This window comes from Amycolatopsis panacis (assembly GCF_003600245.1).
GTDB classification, from domain to species: Bacteria; Actinomycetota; Actinomycetes; order Mycobacteriales; family Pseudonocardiaceae; genus Amycolatopsis; species Amycolatopsis sulphurea.
On record NZ_QZFV01000076.1, the window covers coordinates 43,437 to 59,597 of the forward strand.

General features: G+C 67.2%; 1 protein-coding gene (cut by both window edges). It reads left to right on the plus strand.

The whole window is internal to a scabin-related ADP-ribosyltransferase gene (locus D5S19_RS12720) on the plus strand: the coding sequence, 77,223 nt in all, runs 23,402 nt past the left edge and 37,660 nt past the right edge, and what appears here is coding positions 23,403–39,563 (codon 7,801, partial, through codon 13,188, partial); the first codon wholly inside the window starts at position 2. Both the start codon and the stop codon lie outside the window.

The following is a 16,161-nucleotide window of genomic DNA, read 5'->3' on the forward strand; positions in this document are numbered from 1 at the left end:
CGAGCCAGGGGAAGCCGAACCGTCTTGGCTGGAAGAAATTCCGGCGGAGGCGCTCGGCGATCAGTTCGACTTCAGCTTCGGGCAATTCGGCGAGATGGTTGCCGAGATCGACTCCGGCCGGCAGACCCGAGCTTTGCCGACGCCTCGCGCGGGGTCCGTGGTGCCTGCCGAACAGTCCCGGGATGACGGGCTGGTGGTGGAGGGTGAGTTCGTTGCGGGGCAGTGGCCGGTGATGTCGGATGGGGATCGTGAGGTGCTGGGTGGGGTCGCGAGGCGGGTTGTCGAGTTGGTTGGGCAGGGCCATCGTGGGTTCAGTCTGTGGGTGTCGTTGTATGGGCCGGATGAGTTGGCTGGTGCGCATGGGGTGATGTTGGAGGCGATCAGTGGTGAGCTTCGGACTGCGGTGGATAAGGTGCTGGGTGTTGGGGAGGCTGATCGGCTGAACTGGTCGACCGGCGGTGATGTGTTGACCGATGCGCCGGAGAGGAACCATTTACGGTGGGGGCTGCGGCTGCGGCTGCAGCCGGCCCAGCCGGTTGGCCCTGCCCCTGTGGTGGATCCGGTTCCGTTGGGTGATGTGGTTTTGGGTTGGCTGGGTTCGGGTGTTCTGCGTGGTGTGAGTGTGGTGCGTTTGGTGGATGGGGGTGGTCGTGATGCGGGGGTGTTTTTCCCGGACCCGAATGCGGATGTGGATGAGGCGGAGGTGGTGCGGGCTGCGTTTCTTGCGAAGCGGGGTGGTCAGGGTGGGTATTCGATTGTTGCGCATCGTGATGAGCAGGGTTTGCGTTATTGGCGGGATGGTAGGGAGGTTCGGGTTGATGATGCTGGGTTCTTGAATTTGCTGGTTGCTGCTGGGGCGCCGGATGGGCCGGGGTGGCGGCAGTCGAAGGCGTTGGTGTGGCTGAGTTGCTGGGAGGCTGACTGGGGCGTGGGCGGTCCGTTGGAGGGGTTGAATGTGCTGGTCCGGGGTAGGGCGCGCTATACGGGTGTGGTGCTGGTGCCGGAATCCGGGGTGAAGGTGTGGGAGGACGGGACTATTCAGTCGGGCCCGTTCGTCGCGGTTGATCAGTATGGGAGGCGGGCCCGTCTGGCCGGCCATCCCTCTGAGGGTAAGGGCCGGGGGGTGGTGCTTGGGCCGGATTCTTCGCGGTCCACTGTGGATCAGCCGATGGGTGGTGCGGAAACCGGGTCGCCCACCCCGTCGGTCATTGCGTTGCCCATCGCCGAGAAGTCGGCGAGAGGGTTGACCGGAGTAATCGAGGAATCCGATTTGCCGTTGGCCCGGTATGTGGTGGACGTCGTCAACAAGGCGCCGGATCAGGGCCAGCTGGCGGCGATCGCGGAACGTGTCGTGGGCGAGATCGAGGAGCGGGGCGAGCGTGCGCAGGAGATGGCGGATTTCCGGCTGGAGCTGACTGGCTCTCCGGGGTGGTGCGCTCCGGAGGACTGGGCCACGACCCTGGCCGAGATCCGGGGCAATGTTGTGCGGGGGTTGAGGGCCGCGGTGGTTGCCGCGGCGAAGGAGCGCGGGTTGAAACCGGACGCGCTGGACCCGGACGCGCTGGACCCGTACGCGGCTCCGGGCGAGGTGGCCTCGGGCGAGGTGGACCCGCTGGATGTGCTGGGTCGGTATGTCGATGTTGTCGAGCGTGTGACCGGGGATCCGCTTCGTGTTGCGGTGGTGGAGCATCGTGATCCGCGGCATGCGCTGGAGTCCTATGAGGGGATGACGTCGCTGACGGTGCCTTTTGTGCGTGGTGCTGGTCGTATTCCGGTGGCTGCCCGTCCCCGGTTGGCGAGGGGGATCCGTGGGTTCACGCGGCGGCTGATTCGGCTGCGCGAGGAGGGTGTCGCTCCGACTGCTCTGCCGGTGCTGCTGGCCGACCAGCGTTCGACGGTGGACGCGGGCTGGATCACCATGCTGGTCAACCAGGTTGTGCGGGAAGAGTTGCCGTCCGACTCAGGGCTGACGGTGGAGGAGGTGATCAAGAATCACTTCCGGTTGTACCAACAGAGGGCGGTCAAGAGTGCGCAAGGACTGTTCCTTGATGAGCTGGGGGCTGCCCTGCCGGAGATCCAGCGGCTGCCGGAAGGCGGGTCCGCCCGGGTCAAGAAGGCTGTCGAGGAAGCTGAAGCCGAGGTGGAGATCGATCGGTGGAGCGGGCGCTACGACAGGGACTCGGAGAAGCTGCTGGGTGGGGACGATGCGCTGGCGGAGATGCGGGAGGCGGCCGGCCGGTTCGCTGACGAGGCTCGCGGAAAGAATCAGGTGGATATTCGGCTGATCGTCTACACGAAAACGCAGAAGGCGGCTGGTCTGTGTACGAGTCCGCACCTGCTTATGGAGGATGAGCTGCGGGCGGCGTTCACCGCGCGTGGTGTGGCGCAGGACGACCTGAGGTTCACCTACTTGACGCTGCGGCCGCAGGGCGGGCAGGACGGGACCGTCGTCAGCTTCGTCATGTACCCGACGCCGGACGTGTCACTAATGGACTACGGCGACAGCGTGAAGGAGCTGACCGAGCGCTTCCTGAACAAGTTGCCGCTGGTGTCGGCGGCGGCTGGGCAGGGGGTCACGCGGTTGGCGCGGTACCTGACCAATCAGAGGCTGGCGGGCACTGACGAGGTCTTGACGGTAAGAGTGGTGATGGTGCGCCAGAAGGGAGAACCTGGAGAATCCGCACTCCGAACGCGTTTAGGGCGTTTGCGGCAGGCCGACACGCTTGTCCGGGATGGTGTGGCCTGGGCGCTGGCCGAGTCGGGCCGGGCCGATGTCACGGTCCAGCAAGTGCTGGACGAGGGAGCGCGGTTCAGGTTCAGTTACGGTTCCCATGCGGCGTTGCTGGTCGATATCGGCCCGCGGGTCGTCGAGGTCCCGTCCGGCCTGGAGGAGGCGTCGTGGGTGTTCTCCAGGCTGGACGCGGGCGGGCAGCGACTCGTCGATGACGGCAAGGGGATGGTGCGGTACGGCCAGGAGCTGGGTGCCTGGATGCTGAAGCTGCGTCCGGACGTCGCACCGCCGGATGTGCGGATTTCTGTCCATTTCCGGGAGTACCACCGTGGATCGTGGGACAAACTGCCGGCGTTTCAGCAGCAGACCCGGGCAAATCTGAAAGGGTTTCTGAACCAGGGTCTGCGTGCGGCCGAGGTCGGCGGCCTGAGTCTGTCCGGCGAGGCCGTGGACAGCCTTCCGATCACCTTGCAGAAGTACCGGTACCGGGGCGAGCATGCGGGCAAGGTGACGGTCCGGAACTATGGCACGTCCGGGCTGACCCCGGCTGACTACCGTGAGGCCCGCCAGGTCACCTTCGGATTCGACACCAGCAGCGACGACGGTGTGGCCCGGATTCCGGTGGCTGTGGGGCAGCGGCTGGGGTGGAAGCTGGAGGGGGATGTCGCTCGTTTCGTGGCCAGTTCGCAGGACCGGCGTCCTGGGCTCCTGATCGAGTTCAGCAGGGACGTCAACGAGAAGTCGATGCGTGAGCTGGTGGAGAAGAAGCTTGACGGGTTGCTCGCCGTGGGGCGTCGTCCGGCCGATGTCCAGCCGCTGCGCCAGGCTCTGCTGGGGCATGTGCGGTACGAGCCTGTTCCGGATCTTGAGCACGGTGTGCGGGTCAGCAGTGTCGGGGGGGATTCTGATGTGGTGGTGGCGGATCTGGTGGGTGGTGAGCCGCTCGCGTTGGACGGTCTTGCGGATGATGTGCTGGACGAGGAGGATTATGGTCGTGCTTTTGGTGGGGGTTTTGTTGCGGGTCCGGTTGGTGTGGGGGGGTCGAATTCTGGCTTTGAAAATGCGGGGACTGTGGTGGATCCGGTTCCGTTGGCGGAGTTGGTGCCTGCTGAGTTGTTGGATGTGTCTGATGTGTATTTTGTGCCGTTGAGGAATCGGGTGGGGCGGGTGTCGGGGGTGTTGTTCCCGAAGCCGGGTGGTGAGGCTGCGTGGGTGCAGGGGGCGTTTTCTCGTCGTCGTGTTGATGATGGTTCTTATGTGGTTGCGGCGCGTCATGATGAGCAGGGTTTCCTGATGTGGCGGATTTCTGATGGTGTGCAGATCCGGATTGATGAGCACGGGATGGAGCGGTTGTTGCTGAGTGCGGGGTTGCCGGGTGGGCAGGGGTGGCTGCGGGCGCCGGGGCTTGGGTGGCTTAGTTGCCGGGTGTCGGATGGGGAGGGCGGTGGCATGCTGGGGCGGTTGGATGCGATGGTGCGGGGTCTGGGTTACGAGAAGACGGTTTTTGGTCCGGCTACGTTGGCGGAGTTGTTCGGGGACGGGACTATCCGGTTCGGACGTTTCGTGGCGTTCTATAAGGATGGGTCGTGGCTGGCCGGTTCGGGTAATACCAGCGGCGGTCAGGGCGAGCCGGTGGTGTTCGATCCGGAGCCCACTGATCAGCCGATGGGTGGTGCGGAAACCGGGTCGCCCACCCCGGGGGACACGCCGTTGCCGATCACCGATACGCCGGTGCGGCCGAGGGCCGCAAGATTCGAACCCGATTTGCCGTTGGCCCGGTATGCGCTGGACGTCGTCGATGGGAAGCCGGATCAGGGCCAGCTGGAGGCGATCGCCGCGGTTGTCGTGGACAAGTTCAAGGAGCGGCGCAAGCGTGGATTGGAGTCGCCGGATTTCCGGCTGGAACTGACCGGCTCGAAGGCGAAGCGGGACAGTATCCGGAACAAGTTTGTGTCGGGGTTGAGGGACGCGGTGGATACCGAGGCGAAGAATCGCGGGTTGGAACCGCTGGGTCGGTATGTCGATGTTGTGGAGGGTGGGAGCAGGAAGCCGCTTCGTGTTGAGGTGGTGGAGCACGATGATCCGCGGCATGCGCTGGCGTCCTATGAGGGGATGACGTCGCTGGTGGTGCCTTTCATGAGTGGCACTGATCGTATTCCGGTGGTTGCCCTTCCCCGGGTGAAGGGGATGATCGGTGGGTTCGGCCGGCGGCGGCTGGTTCCGCTGCTCAAGGCGGGCGCCGTTGGGGATGATCTGCCGCGGTTGCAGTTCGACCTGCGTTCGCCGAAGGGAAAGAAGGAGGAGGCGGGGGATCGGGGCTGGATCACCAGGCTGGCCAATGAGGTTGCGCGGGAGGTGTTGCGGTCGTCCGGCTCAGGGCTGACGGTGACGGAGTTGGTCGAGAGGTGCTTCCCGTTGCACCTGGGGACAGCTGTGAAGGGACGAGGACTGTTCCTTGATGAGCTGGATGTTGCCCCGCCGGAGATCAAGCGGCTGCCGGAAAGCGGGTCCGCCTGGGTCGAGAAGGCTGTCGAGAAAGCTGAAGCCGAGGTGGAGATCGATCGGTGGAGCGGGAGCTACGACAAGGACTCGGAGGAGTTGCTGGGTGGGGACGATGCGCGGGCGGAGATGCGGGAGGCAGCCGGCCGGTTCGCGGACAGGCTGCACGATCGCGAAGAGCGCTATCGCAAAGCGCTCGATGGCGAAGCGCGCGGCCCGTTGCAGGTGGACATTCGGCTGATCGTCGACCAGAACTCGACGGTCCCGGATGGTGTGCGTACGGGTGGGCACCTGTTGATGGAGGAGGCGCTGCGGGCGGCGTTCACCGAGCGTGGTGTGGCGCAGGATGAGCTGAGGTTCACCTACTTGGCGGGGATCATCGCGCACGGGACCGTCGTCAGCTTCGCCATGTATGAGACGCCGGACGTGTCACTGGAGAAGTACGGCAGTGCCGTGACGGAGCTGACCGTGCGCTTCCCGAGCGGAAAGCCGATGGTGTCGGCGGTGGCTGGGCAGGGGGTCACGCGGTTGGCGCGGTGGCTGACCACGCAGAGGCTGGCGGGCAGTGACGAGGTCTTGACGGTACGTGTGGTGGTGATCCGCCAGCGAGAATCTCTCGAGGGCGTATTCGGAAAGCGTTGGCAGCATGCCGACACGCTTGTCCGGGATGGTGTGGCCTGGGCGCTCGCCGAGGCGGGCCCGTCCGATGTCACGGTCCAGCAGGTGCTGGACGAGGGAGTGCTGTTCGAGGTTCACTACGGTCCCTTTGCGGCGTTGCTGGTCGATATCGGCCCGCGGGTCGTCGAGGCCCCGTCCGGCCTGAAGGAGGCGTCGTGGGTGTTCTCCAGGCTGGACGCGGGCGGGCTGCGGCTCGTCGATGACGGCAAGGGGATGGTGCGGTACGGCCGGGAGCTGGGTGCCTGGATGCTGAAGCTGCATCCGGACGTCGCACCGCCGGACGTGCGGATTTCAGTCGAGTTCCGGGAGTACCACAGTGGATCGTGGGACGAACAGCCGGCGATTCAGCAGCAGACCCGGGCAAATCTGCAAGGGTTTCTGAACCAGGGTCTGCGTGAGGCCGAGGTCGACGGCCTGAGTCTGTCCGGCGAGGCCGTGGACAGCCTCCCGATCACCTGGCACAGGTACAAGTACCGGGGCGAGCACGCGGGCCGGGTGACGGTCCGGAACTATGGCACGTCCGGGCTGACCCCGGCTGACTACCGTGAGGCCCGCCAGGTCACCTTCAGACTTGTCACCAAGGGCCCCGGTGCGGGCCGGATTCCGGTGGCTGTGGGGCAGCGGCTGGGGTGGAAGCTGGAGGGGGATGTCGCTCGTTTCGTGGCCAGTTCGGGGGATCGGCGTCCTGGGCTCCTGATCGAGGTCAAGAAGGCCCTCAACATCCCGTCGGTGCGTGAGCTGGTGGAGGCGAAGCTCGGCGACGCGTTGGCCGCTGGAGGGGATTCTTCGGTCGATGTGGGGACTCTGATGGGGCATGTGCGGTTCGAGACTGTTTCGGATCTTGGGGACGGTGTGCGGGTCAGCAGTGTCGGGGGGGATTCCGATGTGGTGGTGGCGGATCTGGTGGGCGAGGGGCCGGGGTCGCTCGCGTTGGACAGTCTTCCGGATGATGTGTGGGGGGAGGTGGAGTTTGATTTCAGCGTTGGCGGGGTGGGCACAGAGGTTGGTTCCGGGTGGGGGGCCGGGGTCGGGCCGGCTGCTCGTGCGGGGTCCGTCGGGGGGGATTCCGATGTGGAGATGGCGGATCTGGTGGGTGGTGAGCCGCTCGCGTTGGACGGTCTTCCGGAGGATGTGTGGGGGGAGGAGGTGGATTATGGTGGAGGTTCTGTCGCGGATCCGGTTGGTGTCGGGGAATCGGACGGGCAGGGTGAGCCCAGGGGCGGGCAAGGCCGGTTGGTGGTGTTCGATCCACAGTCCACTGTGGATCAGTCAGCTGCCGGGCGCGCGGCGTGGGAGGGTGTCACGGAGGCGTGTCGAGTCGCTGGTCGATGGACGTTGGAGCTGACTTCGGGTAGTCCGCCGGAGCTGACCGAGGCCGGTCGTAGTGAGCTGGCCAAGTTCGCGCGACGGTACGCCGGCAACGTCGTAGAGCTCGCCAGGGATCGCCGGGAGCCGCCGGAGGTGCACGCGGAACTCTTTGCCGAGCCGGATTGGCTTCAGAGCCACGGTTCCGCGGCGTTCGACGAGGTAGAGCGGGAGCTGCGGCGGGCGGTCGAGGACCGCAATCCCGAGCCGGTCGAGACGGGGCCGCTCATCGACCGGATCGAGCGGCCGTCCCGTGGCGGCGCGAGGATCGAAATCTCCGTGCGTCGGAACGCGTATCGCACGGCGGAGGAGTATCGGGCCACGCGCCGGTTGGTCGAGGCGCCGATCAGCCGGATCAGCCGGTTCTCGCTCGGCACGCGGCGTCGGCTCGGGTGGCAGATCGAGGGTCTCTGGCAACGGGTGCGGGACAACACCGTGCCGGACAACCTGCCGATGCTCATCCTCAACGTGCACAGCTCTTCGTCGCTGATGGAGGAACGCGCGCGGGAGACCACCGCGCTGGTCAGGGAGATCGCGCCCGCGGTGCTGCCCCCTGGTACGGACCCGGACCGCTTCGTCGGAGACCACATTGTCCTGCGCCGGACCGAGATCTCGGGGGGCCTGCGCCCCCACCTGCGTGGCGAGATCACCGGTCCCGGGCACGCGCTGGACAGCGTGCAGCAGTCGCGGCCGATGAGAGTGCGGTGGGCCGACGCGGACGACGTCCCGGCAAACGAGGTGGTTGGCGAGTTCCACACTCTCGACCAGGACGAGGCGAAGTTGTTCGGAGACGCACTGGGCCGCGTCAAGGAGTTGGGGGAGCGGCTGGGGCGTGAAGTCGCTCAGCTGCCGTCGGAGGCCGAGCTGCCGGATGTCCGGATCTTCGTACGGTCGCAGGTGGGGCCGGATGTTCCTCCTGGCGGTCGGTACGAGTGGAACGACCCGGACCCGCAGGCACCGACGGTCCGGAAGACAGCGACGGCCTACCTCACCCAATTGCTGCGCGAGGCCGGGGTCGACAAGGCCACCGTGGAACGCCTGCCGATCACCTGGTTGTTCAAGCAAGGGGCGGGCGGTCTTGCCGGCCGTCTGAGGATCCAGTACACGAGTGCGTCCGGCCTGAGCAAGGACCACTACCGGGATGCCCGCGAACTGCATGCCCGCTTCATGCCCCGGCAACGCGCGATGTTGCCGACGATCCACCAGCAGCGGATGTTCTCGGCGGCGGAGGGTTTCGTCGCGCGGTGCCCGGCAGATCCGGCCGCTCCGTTTCCGACGCTTGTGGTGGACATCGGCCGTCCCTCCGAGTTCACCCATGACCGGGAGGAGCTGGTCGGGAAATTCATGCAGCAGGCGATCACTGACGCCTGGCATGCGGACACGCGGCGGGGCAAACCGCCGCTGGAGACCGTGCTGGACCACTTGAAGGTCGGGGCCGATCCGGATCTTCGTGAGGATCTTCGGCTGCTGGAGACCTTGCCCGGGGAGACGGGGCCCACCTCGGCTTCGCCGGTGCGGGTGGCCTCGCCGGCTCGGGATGACTCCGACATGGAGATGAACGCCGAAGGGCCGTCGTTCGGTAGTCCGGTCCGGGACGAGGAGATGCCGGACGCTCCGGACGACGCGGCCGTCGCGGATTCCGGGGAGTCCGGAGCCCGCTCCGAGCCTGACTCCGATTCCGACTCCGAATTGGAGGAGGTGTTCGCGGATCTCCCCGTGCCGCTGCCCGCGGCCGGGCCCGGAGAGCCGATGAGTCCGTTCACCCGGCAGCTGATAGCCGACCTCGCGGGCGACCATCCGGCCGATGCTCTTACCCGTGATTCCGACGCGGGTGACGAGCGCGCACCCGAGCCGGTGGACGAGGACCTGCCGTCCGGCCCGACCGGCTATGACTTCGGCCAGGAAATGGTGGGGTCCGAGTACCAGGAAGGCGATTTCGGCGACCTTGTCGCCGGGTTCGACTCCGCCCCGATTCCGGGCACACCGGCCCCGGTCGAGGCATCTCCCGAACCGTTCGCGGGTCTCGAAGAGCAGCTGGACCTCGACTCCCCCGGGGACATCGCGGGCCTGCTGGACGGCATGGTGACCCCCCATGGGGGCCTGGCGGACGACCGCGATCCGGCGGACTTCGATCACCAGGTGGCCGGTGCGTTGGATGAATTGCGGGGCTTGCGGGAACAGATCGCCGAGATCGAGTCCGTACTGGACCGCGCCGAGCGGCGGGACGATGACCAGGTGGTCGGCGCGTTGGATGATCTGCGGGGCTTGCGGGAACAGATCGCCGAGATCGAGTCCGCGCTGGACGGTGCCCAGCGGCGGGACGATCACGGTGCGGGCTCGCGGCCGGAGCCGTCCCCCGTGCCGCGGCAGCCGGCCGACTCGGAAAGCCTGTATGACGCCACCCCGCGGATGCGGCCGAGCGAGCTGCACGCCTCGGCTTTGGTGGTGGAGGGTGAGTTCGTTGCGGGGCAGTGGCCGGTGATGTCGGATGGGGATCGTGAGGTGCTGGGTGGGGTCGCGAGGCGGGTTGTCGAGTTGGTTGGGCAGGGCCATCGTGGGTTCAGTCTGTGGGTGTCGTTGTATGGGCCGGATGAGTTGGCTGGTGCGCATGGGGTGATGTTGGAGGCGATCAGTGGTGAGCTTCGGACTGCGGTGGATAAGGTGCTGGGTGTTGGGGAGGCTGATCGGCTGAACTGGTCGACCGGCGGTGATGTGTTGACCGATGCGCCGGAGAGGAACCATTTCCGGTGGGGGCTGCGGCTGCAGCCGGCCCAGCCGGTTGGCCCTGCCCCTGTGGTGGATCCGGTTCCGTTGGTGGATTTGGTGTCTGCTGAGTCGCTGAATCTGTCTGATGTGCACTTTGTGTCTCTGGTGGACCGTGACGGCCGGGTGGCGGGGGTGTTTTTCCCGGGGCCGCGTGTGGACGTGGATGAGGCCGAGGTGGTGCGGGCGGCGTTCGCTCGGACGCCGAGTCATGGTTCTTATACGGTTGCGGGACACCGTGGTGGGGATGGGTTCCGGCTCTGGCGGCGGTCGGATGGTGCGCTGGTCCGGGTCGAGGCGGCCTGGGTGACGTGGATGCTTGCCAGCGGCGTGTTGCCGGGTGGGCAGGGATGGCGGCAGTCGAGTGGTCTTGTGTGGTTGCGTTGCGGGGTGGCGGATTGGCGGGTCGGCACGTTGGCGCGGCTGGACGTGTGGGCGCGGGGCCAGAGTTACAAGGGTTCGGTGCTGGGGCCTGTATCCGAGGTGGAGGTGTTTAAGGACGGGACCATCCGGTTCGATTCGTTCGTTTCGTTCGAGGCGGACGGGTCATCGAGTACTGGACCTGGCCAGCCCTATGCCGGGGAGGGCCCGTCGGTGGTGCTCGGGCCGGATTCTCCGCGGTCCACTGTGGATCATCCGATGGGTGGTGTGGAAACCGGGTTGCCCACCCCGCCGGTCACACCGTTGCCCACCACCGATACGCCGGTGCGGAAGCGGAACAGCGTCGCCCACCTGCCGTATCCGGCTCTGCGTCAGTTCGAGGCGGAGATCGACGGCTCTCCGCCGGAGATGACGGAGCTGGATCAGCAGCGGCTGAACGAGATGATGTCGAACGAGATCATGCGGCAGACCGTGCGTGAGATCGAGCGTCGTGCCATGCGTGGTCAGGTGATGCAGTCGTTGCGGCTGTCTGTCACTGCTCCGGCGCAGCGGTTGGCTCAGGACGGTCCGGCGCTTTTCGCCGTGCTGGAGAACGTGGTCCGCACCGCGGTCCGGAACCGGGGATTGGATCCGGACAAGCTGGGCCTGGAATTCGACCACATCGAGCAGGAGACCGAGTCCGAGACCACCACCGTCGGCATCTTCGAGCACCAGACACCGCGGCATTCGCCGGCCGCGTATGCGGCGATGACTTCGCTGGACGTGCACTTCTCGATCCCGGGTGGCCGGCTCCCGGCGGCCGATCGGCTTCAGCTCAGGTCGATGGTGGGTGGGTTCGCGCGGAGCCTGCAGCCCGGCTCCCCGCTGCAGCTGGTGCTGGACCTGCGTTCGCCGTCGGCGCTGTTCCCAGGCCGGGCCGCCGAGATCGCGAGAGAGGTCCGTTCGGCGGTGCGGGACGCGTTGCCGCCGGGTTCGGCCATGACGGCGGAACAGGTTATTGACGGGCACATCCGGTTTTACCGGGGTGAGCACAGCCACCTGGTGAATGGGCTCTTCGCCGATGTGATCCGCCCGGCACGCGAGTTCGGCCCGCCGCCCGGCATGATCGTCCGGGGGCGCAACCGAAGGATTACGACAGAGACGATTCTCTGGACCGGGCCGATCGAGGACGCCACGGAGGAGGTCCCGGCGGGGTTGCGGGCCGCAGCCAAGCGGATCGCTCGCGATGTGCATGCCCGGGCGGCGGCCGGCGAGCGGCAATCGGACGTGCGGCTGCAGATTCGCCAGAAATCCGTCGAACCCCACGATGTGCGTATGGACGCGCACCGGTGGGTGGAAGACGTGGTGCGCCAGGAGATCGCGAAGCTCCGCCCCGTGCCGGAGGGGCCGAATTTCACCTATCTCACCAACAATGTGCGCAAGGCCGACGATCCGGCGACCATCCAGCTCAGCGTGCACGAGACACCGGCGCCGGAGCCGGTCGACGGTGTCCAGCGGCTCGACGTGCCCTTCCTGAATAGCCTGCCGGTGCTCGCGGAGGGGACCAGGGAGCAGGTCATCACCGCGGCCGAGCGCTTCGGCCGGGATCTGCTCGAAAATCCGGAGGACGACCGGGCCCTGACGATCAACGTGCTGGACACGGGCGGCGGCCGCATGGCGGACTTGCGGACCCAGGAGGCCCGCACCCTCGTCCTCGACGGTTTTGCGCGGGCGTTCGCCGGTTCGTCGAACCCCTGGACGACGATTGAGGCCCTGCTGGCACAATCGGTGCGGATCAACACTTACGTCGGCAAAAAGGCCCTCCCCACCCTGTCGCTGGAAGTCGCGGAACGGGCGGTGGACCGGCCGACGCCGGTGGATTACACCGAACTGGTCCGGCAGTTGCCCGTGGATCTGGCGCGGCGGTTCAAACAGGAGGCGTCCAGCTCGCCCGTAACCTGGGAAGGTCGGCTGGATCCGAACGAGTTGAGGCTCGCCGCCGACGACGACCGGCGGAAGCTGGATGAGCTCGCGGTCAAGTTCGCCGAGGTGGTCGCCGAGCGCTACGTGGCGGACGAGGAGCAGCTGGATGTGCGGCTGACCGTCATGGCGGTCGGTCAGCTGGCTGTCCATGGCGCCCGCACGGAAACGCACCAGTGGCTTGAGGACGTGTTGCGTGGCGCGGTCGAGCTGCGGCTGGGCCATGTGCCGGACGGGCTGCGGTTCACCTACCTCACCCATTCGGCCGCCAGGGCTGGGACGGCTGTCCGGATCTCGATCTTCCCGACGCCGCGTGGCACCGCGCAGGATTACCGTGACGCGACCACGCTGACCGAGTACTTCGTGACGACCTTCGGTGTGCTGTCCGCTTCGGCGCGGTGGCGGGTGACCTTGATGGCCTGGGGCCAGGCCTACCGGGTGTTCACGGATCCGGTCTACACCGACGTGCTGATCGCCAGAGTGGTCAGTTCGGGCTTGGCGAATGTGAACGCGCAAGTGCGCGAGGTCGAGTCGCTGATCCGGGCGGCCATCGCCGCGGTCCGCGCGGAGCACGGTGACCCGGCCGCCCGGTCGGTCGACGACATCATGCGGGAATTCGTTGTGATCCACCCGTACGTGTTGCGCAACCGGAACGCAGTGCTGCTCGACACGGGCCCGTTGACCGCGAATCCGGAAGAAGCCGGGAACGAGCATGGCGGATTGTCCTCTGCCGGTCGCGCGGCGCAGGGGGGTGTCACGCGGGCGGATCGGGTCGCCGGTCGATGGACGCTGCCGCACGAGGTGACCGAACCGGCAAACGAGGTGACTGGCATATTCCACACCCTCGACCAGGACACGGCGACGTTGTCCGGTGACGTCCAGCTCCGCGTCGAGAAGCTGGGGCAGCGGCTGGCGGGCGAAGTCGCTCAGCTGCCGTCGGACGCCGAGCTGCCGGACGTCCGGATCTTCGTACGGTCGCAGGTGGGGCCGGACGTCCCTCCTGGCGGTCGGAACGAGTGGAACGACCCGGACCCGCAGGCACCGACGGTCCGGAAGACAGCGACGGCCTACCTCACCGAATTGCTGCACCAGCAGCTGGACGCGGCCGACGTCGACAAGGCCACCGTGGACCGCCTGCCGATCACCTGGTTGTTCAAGCAAGGGGCGGACGGTTACGACGGCCGCCTGAGCATCCGGTACACGAGTGCGTCCGGCCTGAGCAAGGACCACTACCGGGATGCCCGCGAACTGCATGCCCGCTTCGTGCCCCGGCGACGCGCGATGTTGCCGACGATCCACCAGCAGCAGATGTTCTCGGCGGCGGAGGGTTTCGTCGCGCGGTGCCCGGCAGATCCGGCCGCTCAGTTTCCGACGCTTTTGGTGGACATCGGCCGTCCCTCCGAGTTCACCCATGACCGGGTGGAGCTGGTCGGGGAATTCCTGCGGCAGGCGATCACTGCCGCCTGGCATGCGGACACGCGGCGGGGCAAACCGCCGCTGGAGACCGTGCTGGACCACTTGAAGGTCGGGGCAGATCCGGATCTTCGTGAGGATCTTCGGCTGCTGGAGACCTTGCCCGGGGAGACGGGGCCCACCTCGGCTTCGCCGGTGCGGGTGGCCTCGCCGGCTCGGGATGACTCCGACATGGAGATGAACGCCGAAGGGCCGTCGTTCGGCAGTCCGGTCCGGGACGAGGAGATGCCGGACGCTCCGGACGACGCGGTCGGCTCGGATTCCGGGGAGTCCGAAGCCCGCTCCCAGCCTGACTCCGATTCCGACTCCGAAGCCCGCTCCGAGCCTGACTCCGATTCCGACTCCGAAGCCCGCTCCGAGCCTGACTCCGATTCCGACTCCGAATTGGAGGAGGTGTTCGCGGATCTCCCCGTGCCGCTGCCCGCGGCCGGGCCCGGAGAGCCGATGAGTCCGTTCACCCGGCAGCTGATAGCCGACCTCGCGGGCGACCATCCGGCCGATGCTCTTACCCGGAATTCCGACGTGAGCGACGAGCGGCCGGATTCCCCGGCGCCGGATACGGGTTCCGGCGAAGCCGCGATGCTTGCGCCGAATCAGGCGTTCGCCGGGCCCGCGGGTCCAGCTTCCCCGGGCAGCTCGCAGGTTGCCCCCTCCCCCAGGGAAACCGGGCCGTCCACTCGCGACGATGCTCTGCTCCCGTCGACCGGCAACCCGCCGCAGATGAAGTCGCGGATCCGGACTACCGGATGGTCCCAGCCGGATTCGGTCCAGCGCCGGTTCGAAGCCAAGGTCGTCGGCTCCCCGCCGCAAATGGCGGACTCCGATCAGCTACTGCTCGGCAGAGCCGTGGCGCAGATTGCCGCGGACATCGCCCGGCGTGCCGCGCGTGCGCAGGAGATGCCGCCGGTGCGGTTGTCGATCGTCGGCCCGAGCGACCGGCTGACCGAAGACGGTCCGCGGATCTTCGAGGTCCTAGCGGACGCGGTGCGCACTGCGGTCCGGCGGCGCGGACTGGATCCCCGAGAGCTGGGGCTGGACTTCGATCGGGTCGAGCAGGAGACCGAGTCCGAGACCCCGGTCACCGTCGTGGGCATTTCCCTGCTCGCGGGTCCGCGGCATGCCCCGGCCACGTATGCGGCGATGACCTCGCTGGAACTGCCTTTGACGCCCGGGAGCGACCGGCTTCCGGTGTCCGTCGTGCGTCAGCTGAAGCCGATGGTGCGCGGGTTCGCCCGGAGTCTGCTGTCCGGTTTCGATCCGGCTCACCCGCCGCGGCTGGAGCTCGCGCTGTTTTCGGCGGCCCCGCTGGCCCGGGACCTGGCGGTGGTCGTTCGTTCGGCGGTGCGGGAGGCGTTGCCTGCCGGTTCGGCCAGGGACCAGGCGCAGGTGATCGACGGGCACATCCGGCTCGATCAGGATGAGCAATCCGGCGGCTCGGACGTGCTCTTCGCCGAGGTGACCCGTCCGGTACCTCCGCCCGGCCGGGCGCCCGTCAAGCTTGCTCGCCGCGTCACCAAGGCATCTGCCGCGCGTCGGCACGAGGAGACCAGTCACTGGACCGGGCCGCTCGTCACCGCATCGCCGGGGATCCCGGAAGGACTGCTGCGAGAAGCCCGCACCATCGCCCGCGACGTGCATGCCCGCGTGGCGAGTGAAAAACCGATGCCGGACCTGTGGCTGCATGTTCGGAAAGACGCCCCGAGCACTTACGGGGTGCGGACGCACGCGCATCGACTCATGGAAGGTGTGGTGCGCAGGGAGATCGCGAAGCTGGGCCCGGTGCCGGAGAACCTGCACTTCACCTACCTAGGGACCAAAACGAGCGAGAAGGAGCGGCCGACCATCCGGCTCGGCGTGCATGAGATCGCCGCGCCGACGCTGGACGACGGTGTCTGGCACCTCAACGAGTTCTTCGTGGAGTACGCGCATGCGCTCTCGGAAGCGGCCAGGAATCAGGTCGTCGAGATGGCCGAGCGGTTCGGCCGGGAACTGGAGGCGAACCCGGACGACGCCCGGATCCTGCTGGCCGATGTGGTGAGCCTGCGTGCGTCATCGGCGGAACTGCGGATTCAGGAGGCCCGCACCCTGATCAGTGACGGCTTCGCGCGCGCGTTCGCCGGTTCGCCGAACCTGGAGCTGAAGATCGAGGCCACGCTGGCCCGCTCGGTGCGGATCAACAGCTACGTCCACGCCCGGGCGGCCGCCGCTGCCCTGCTGCTGAGCGTGCCGCAAGCGGCGGCTCCGGAGGACTCCGATGCGGAGATGGAAACCGGAAGCCCGTCGTCCCCCGGCTCGGTTTCGGATGGCTCGGT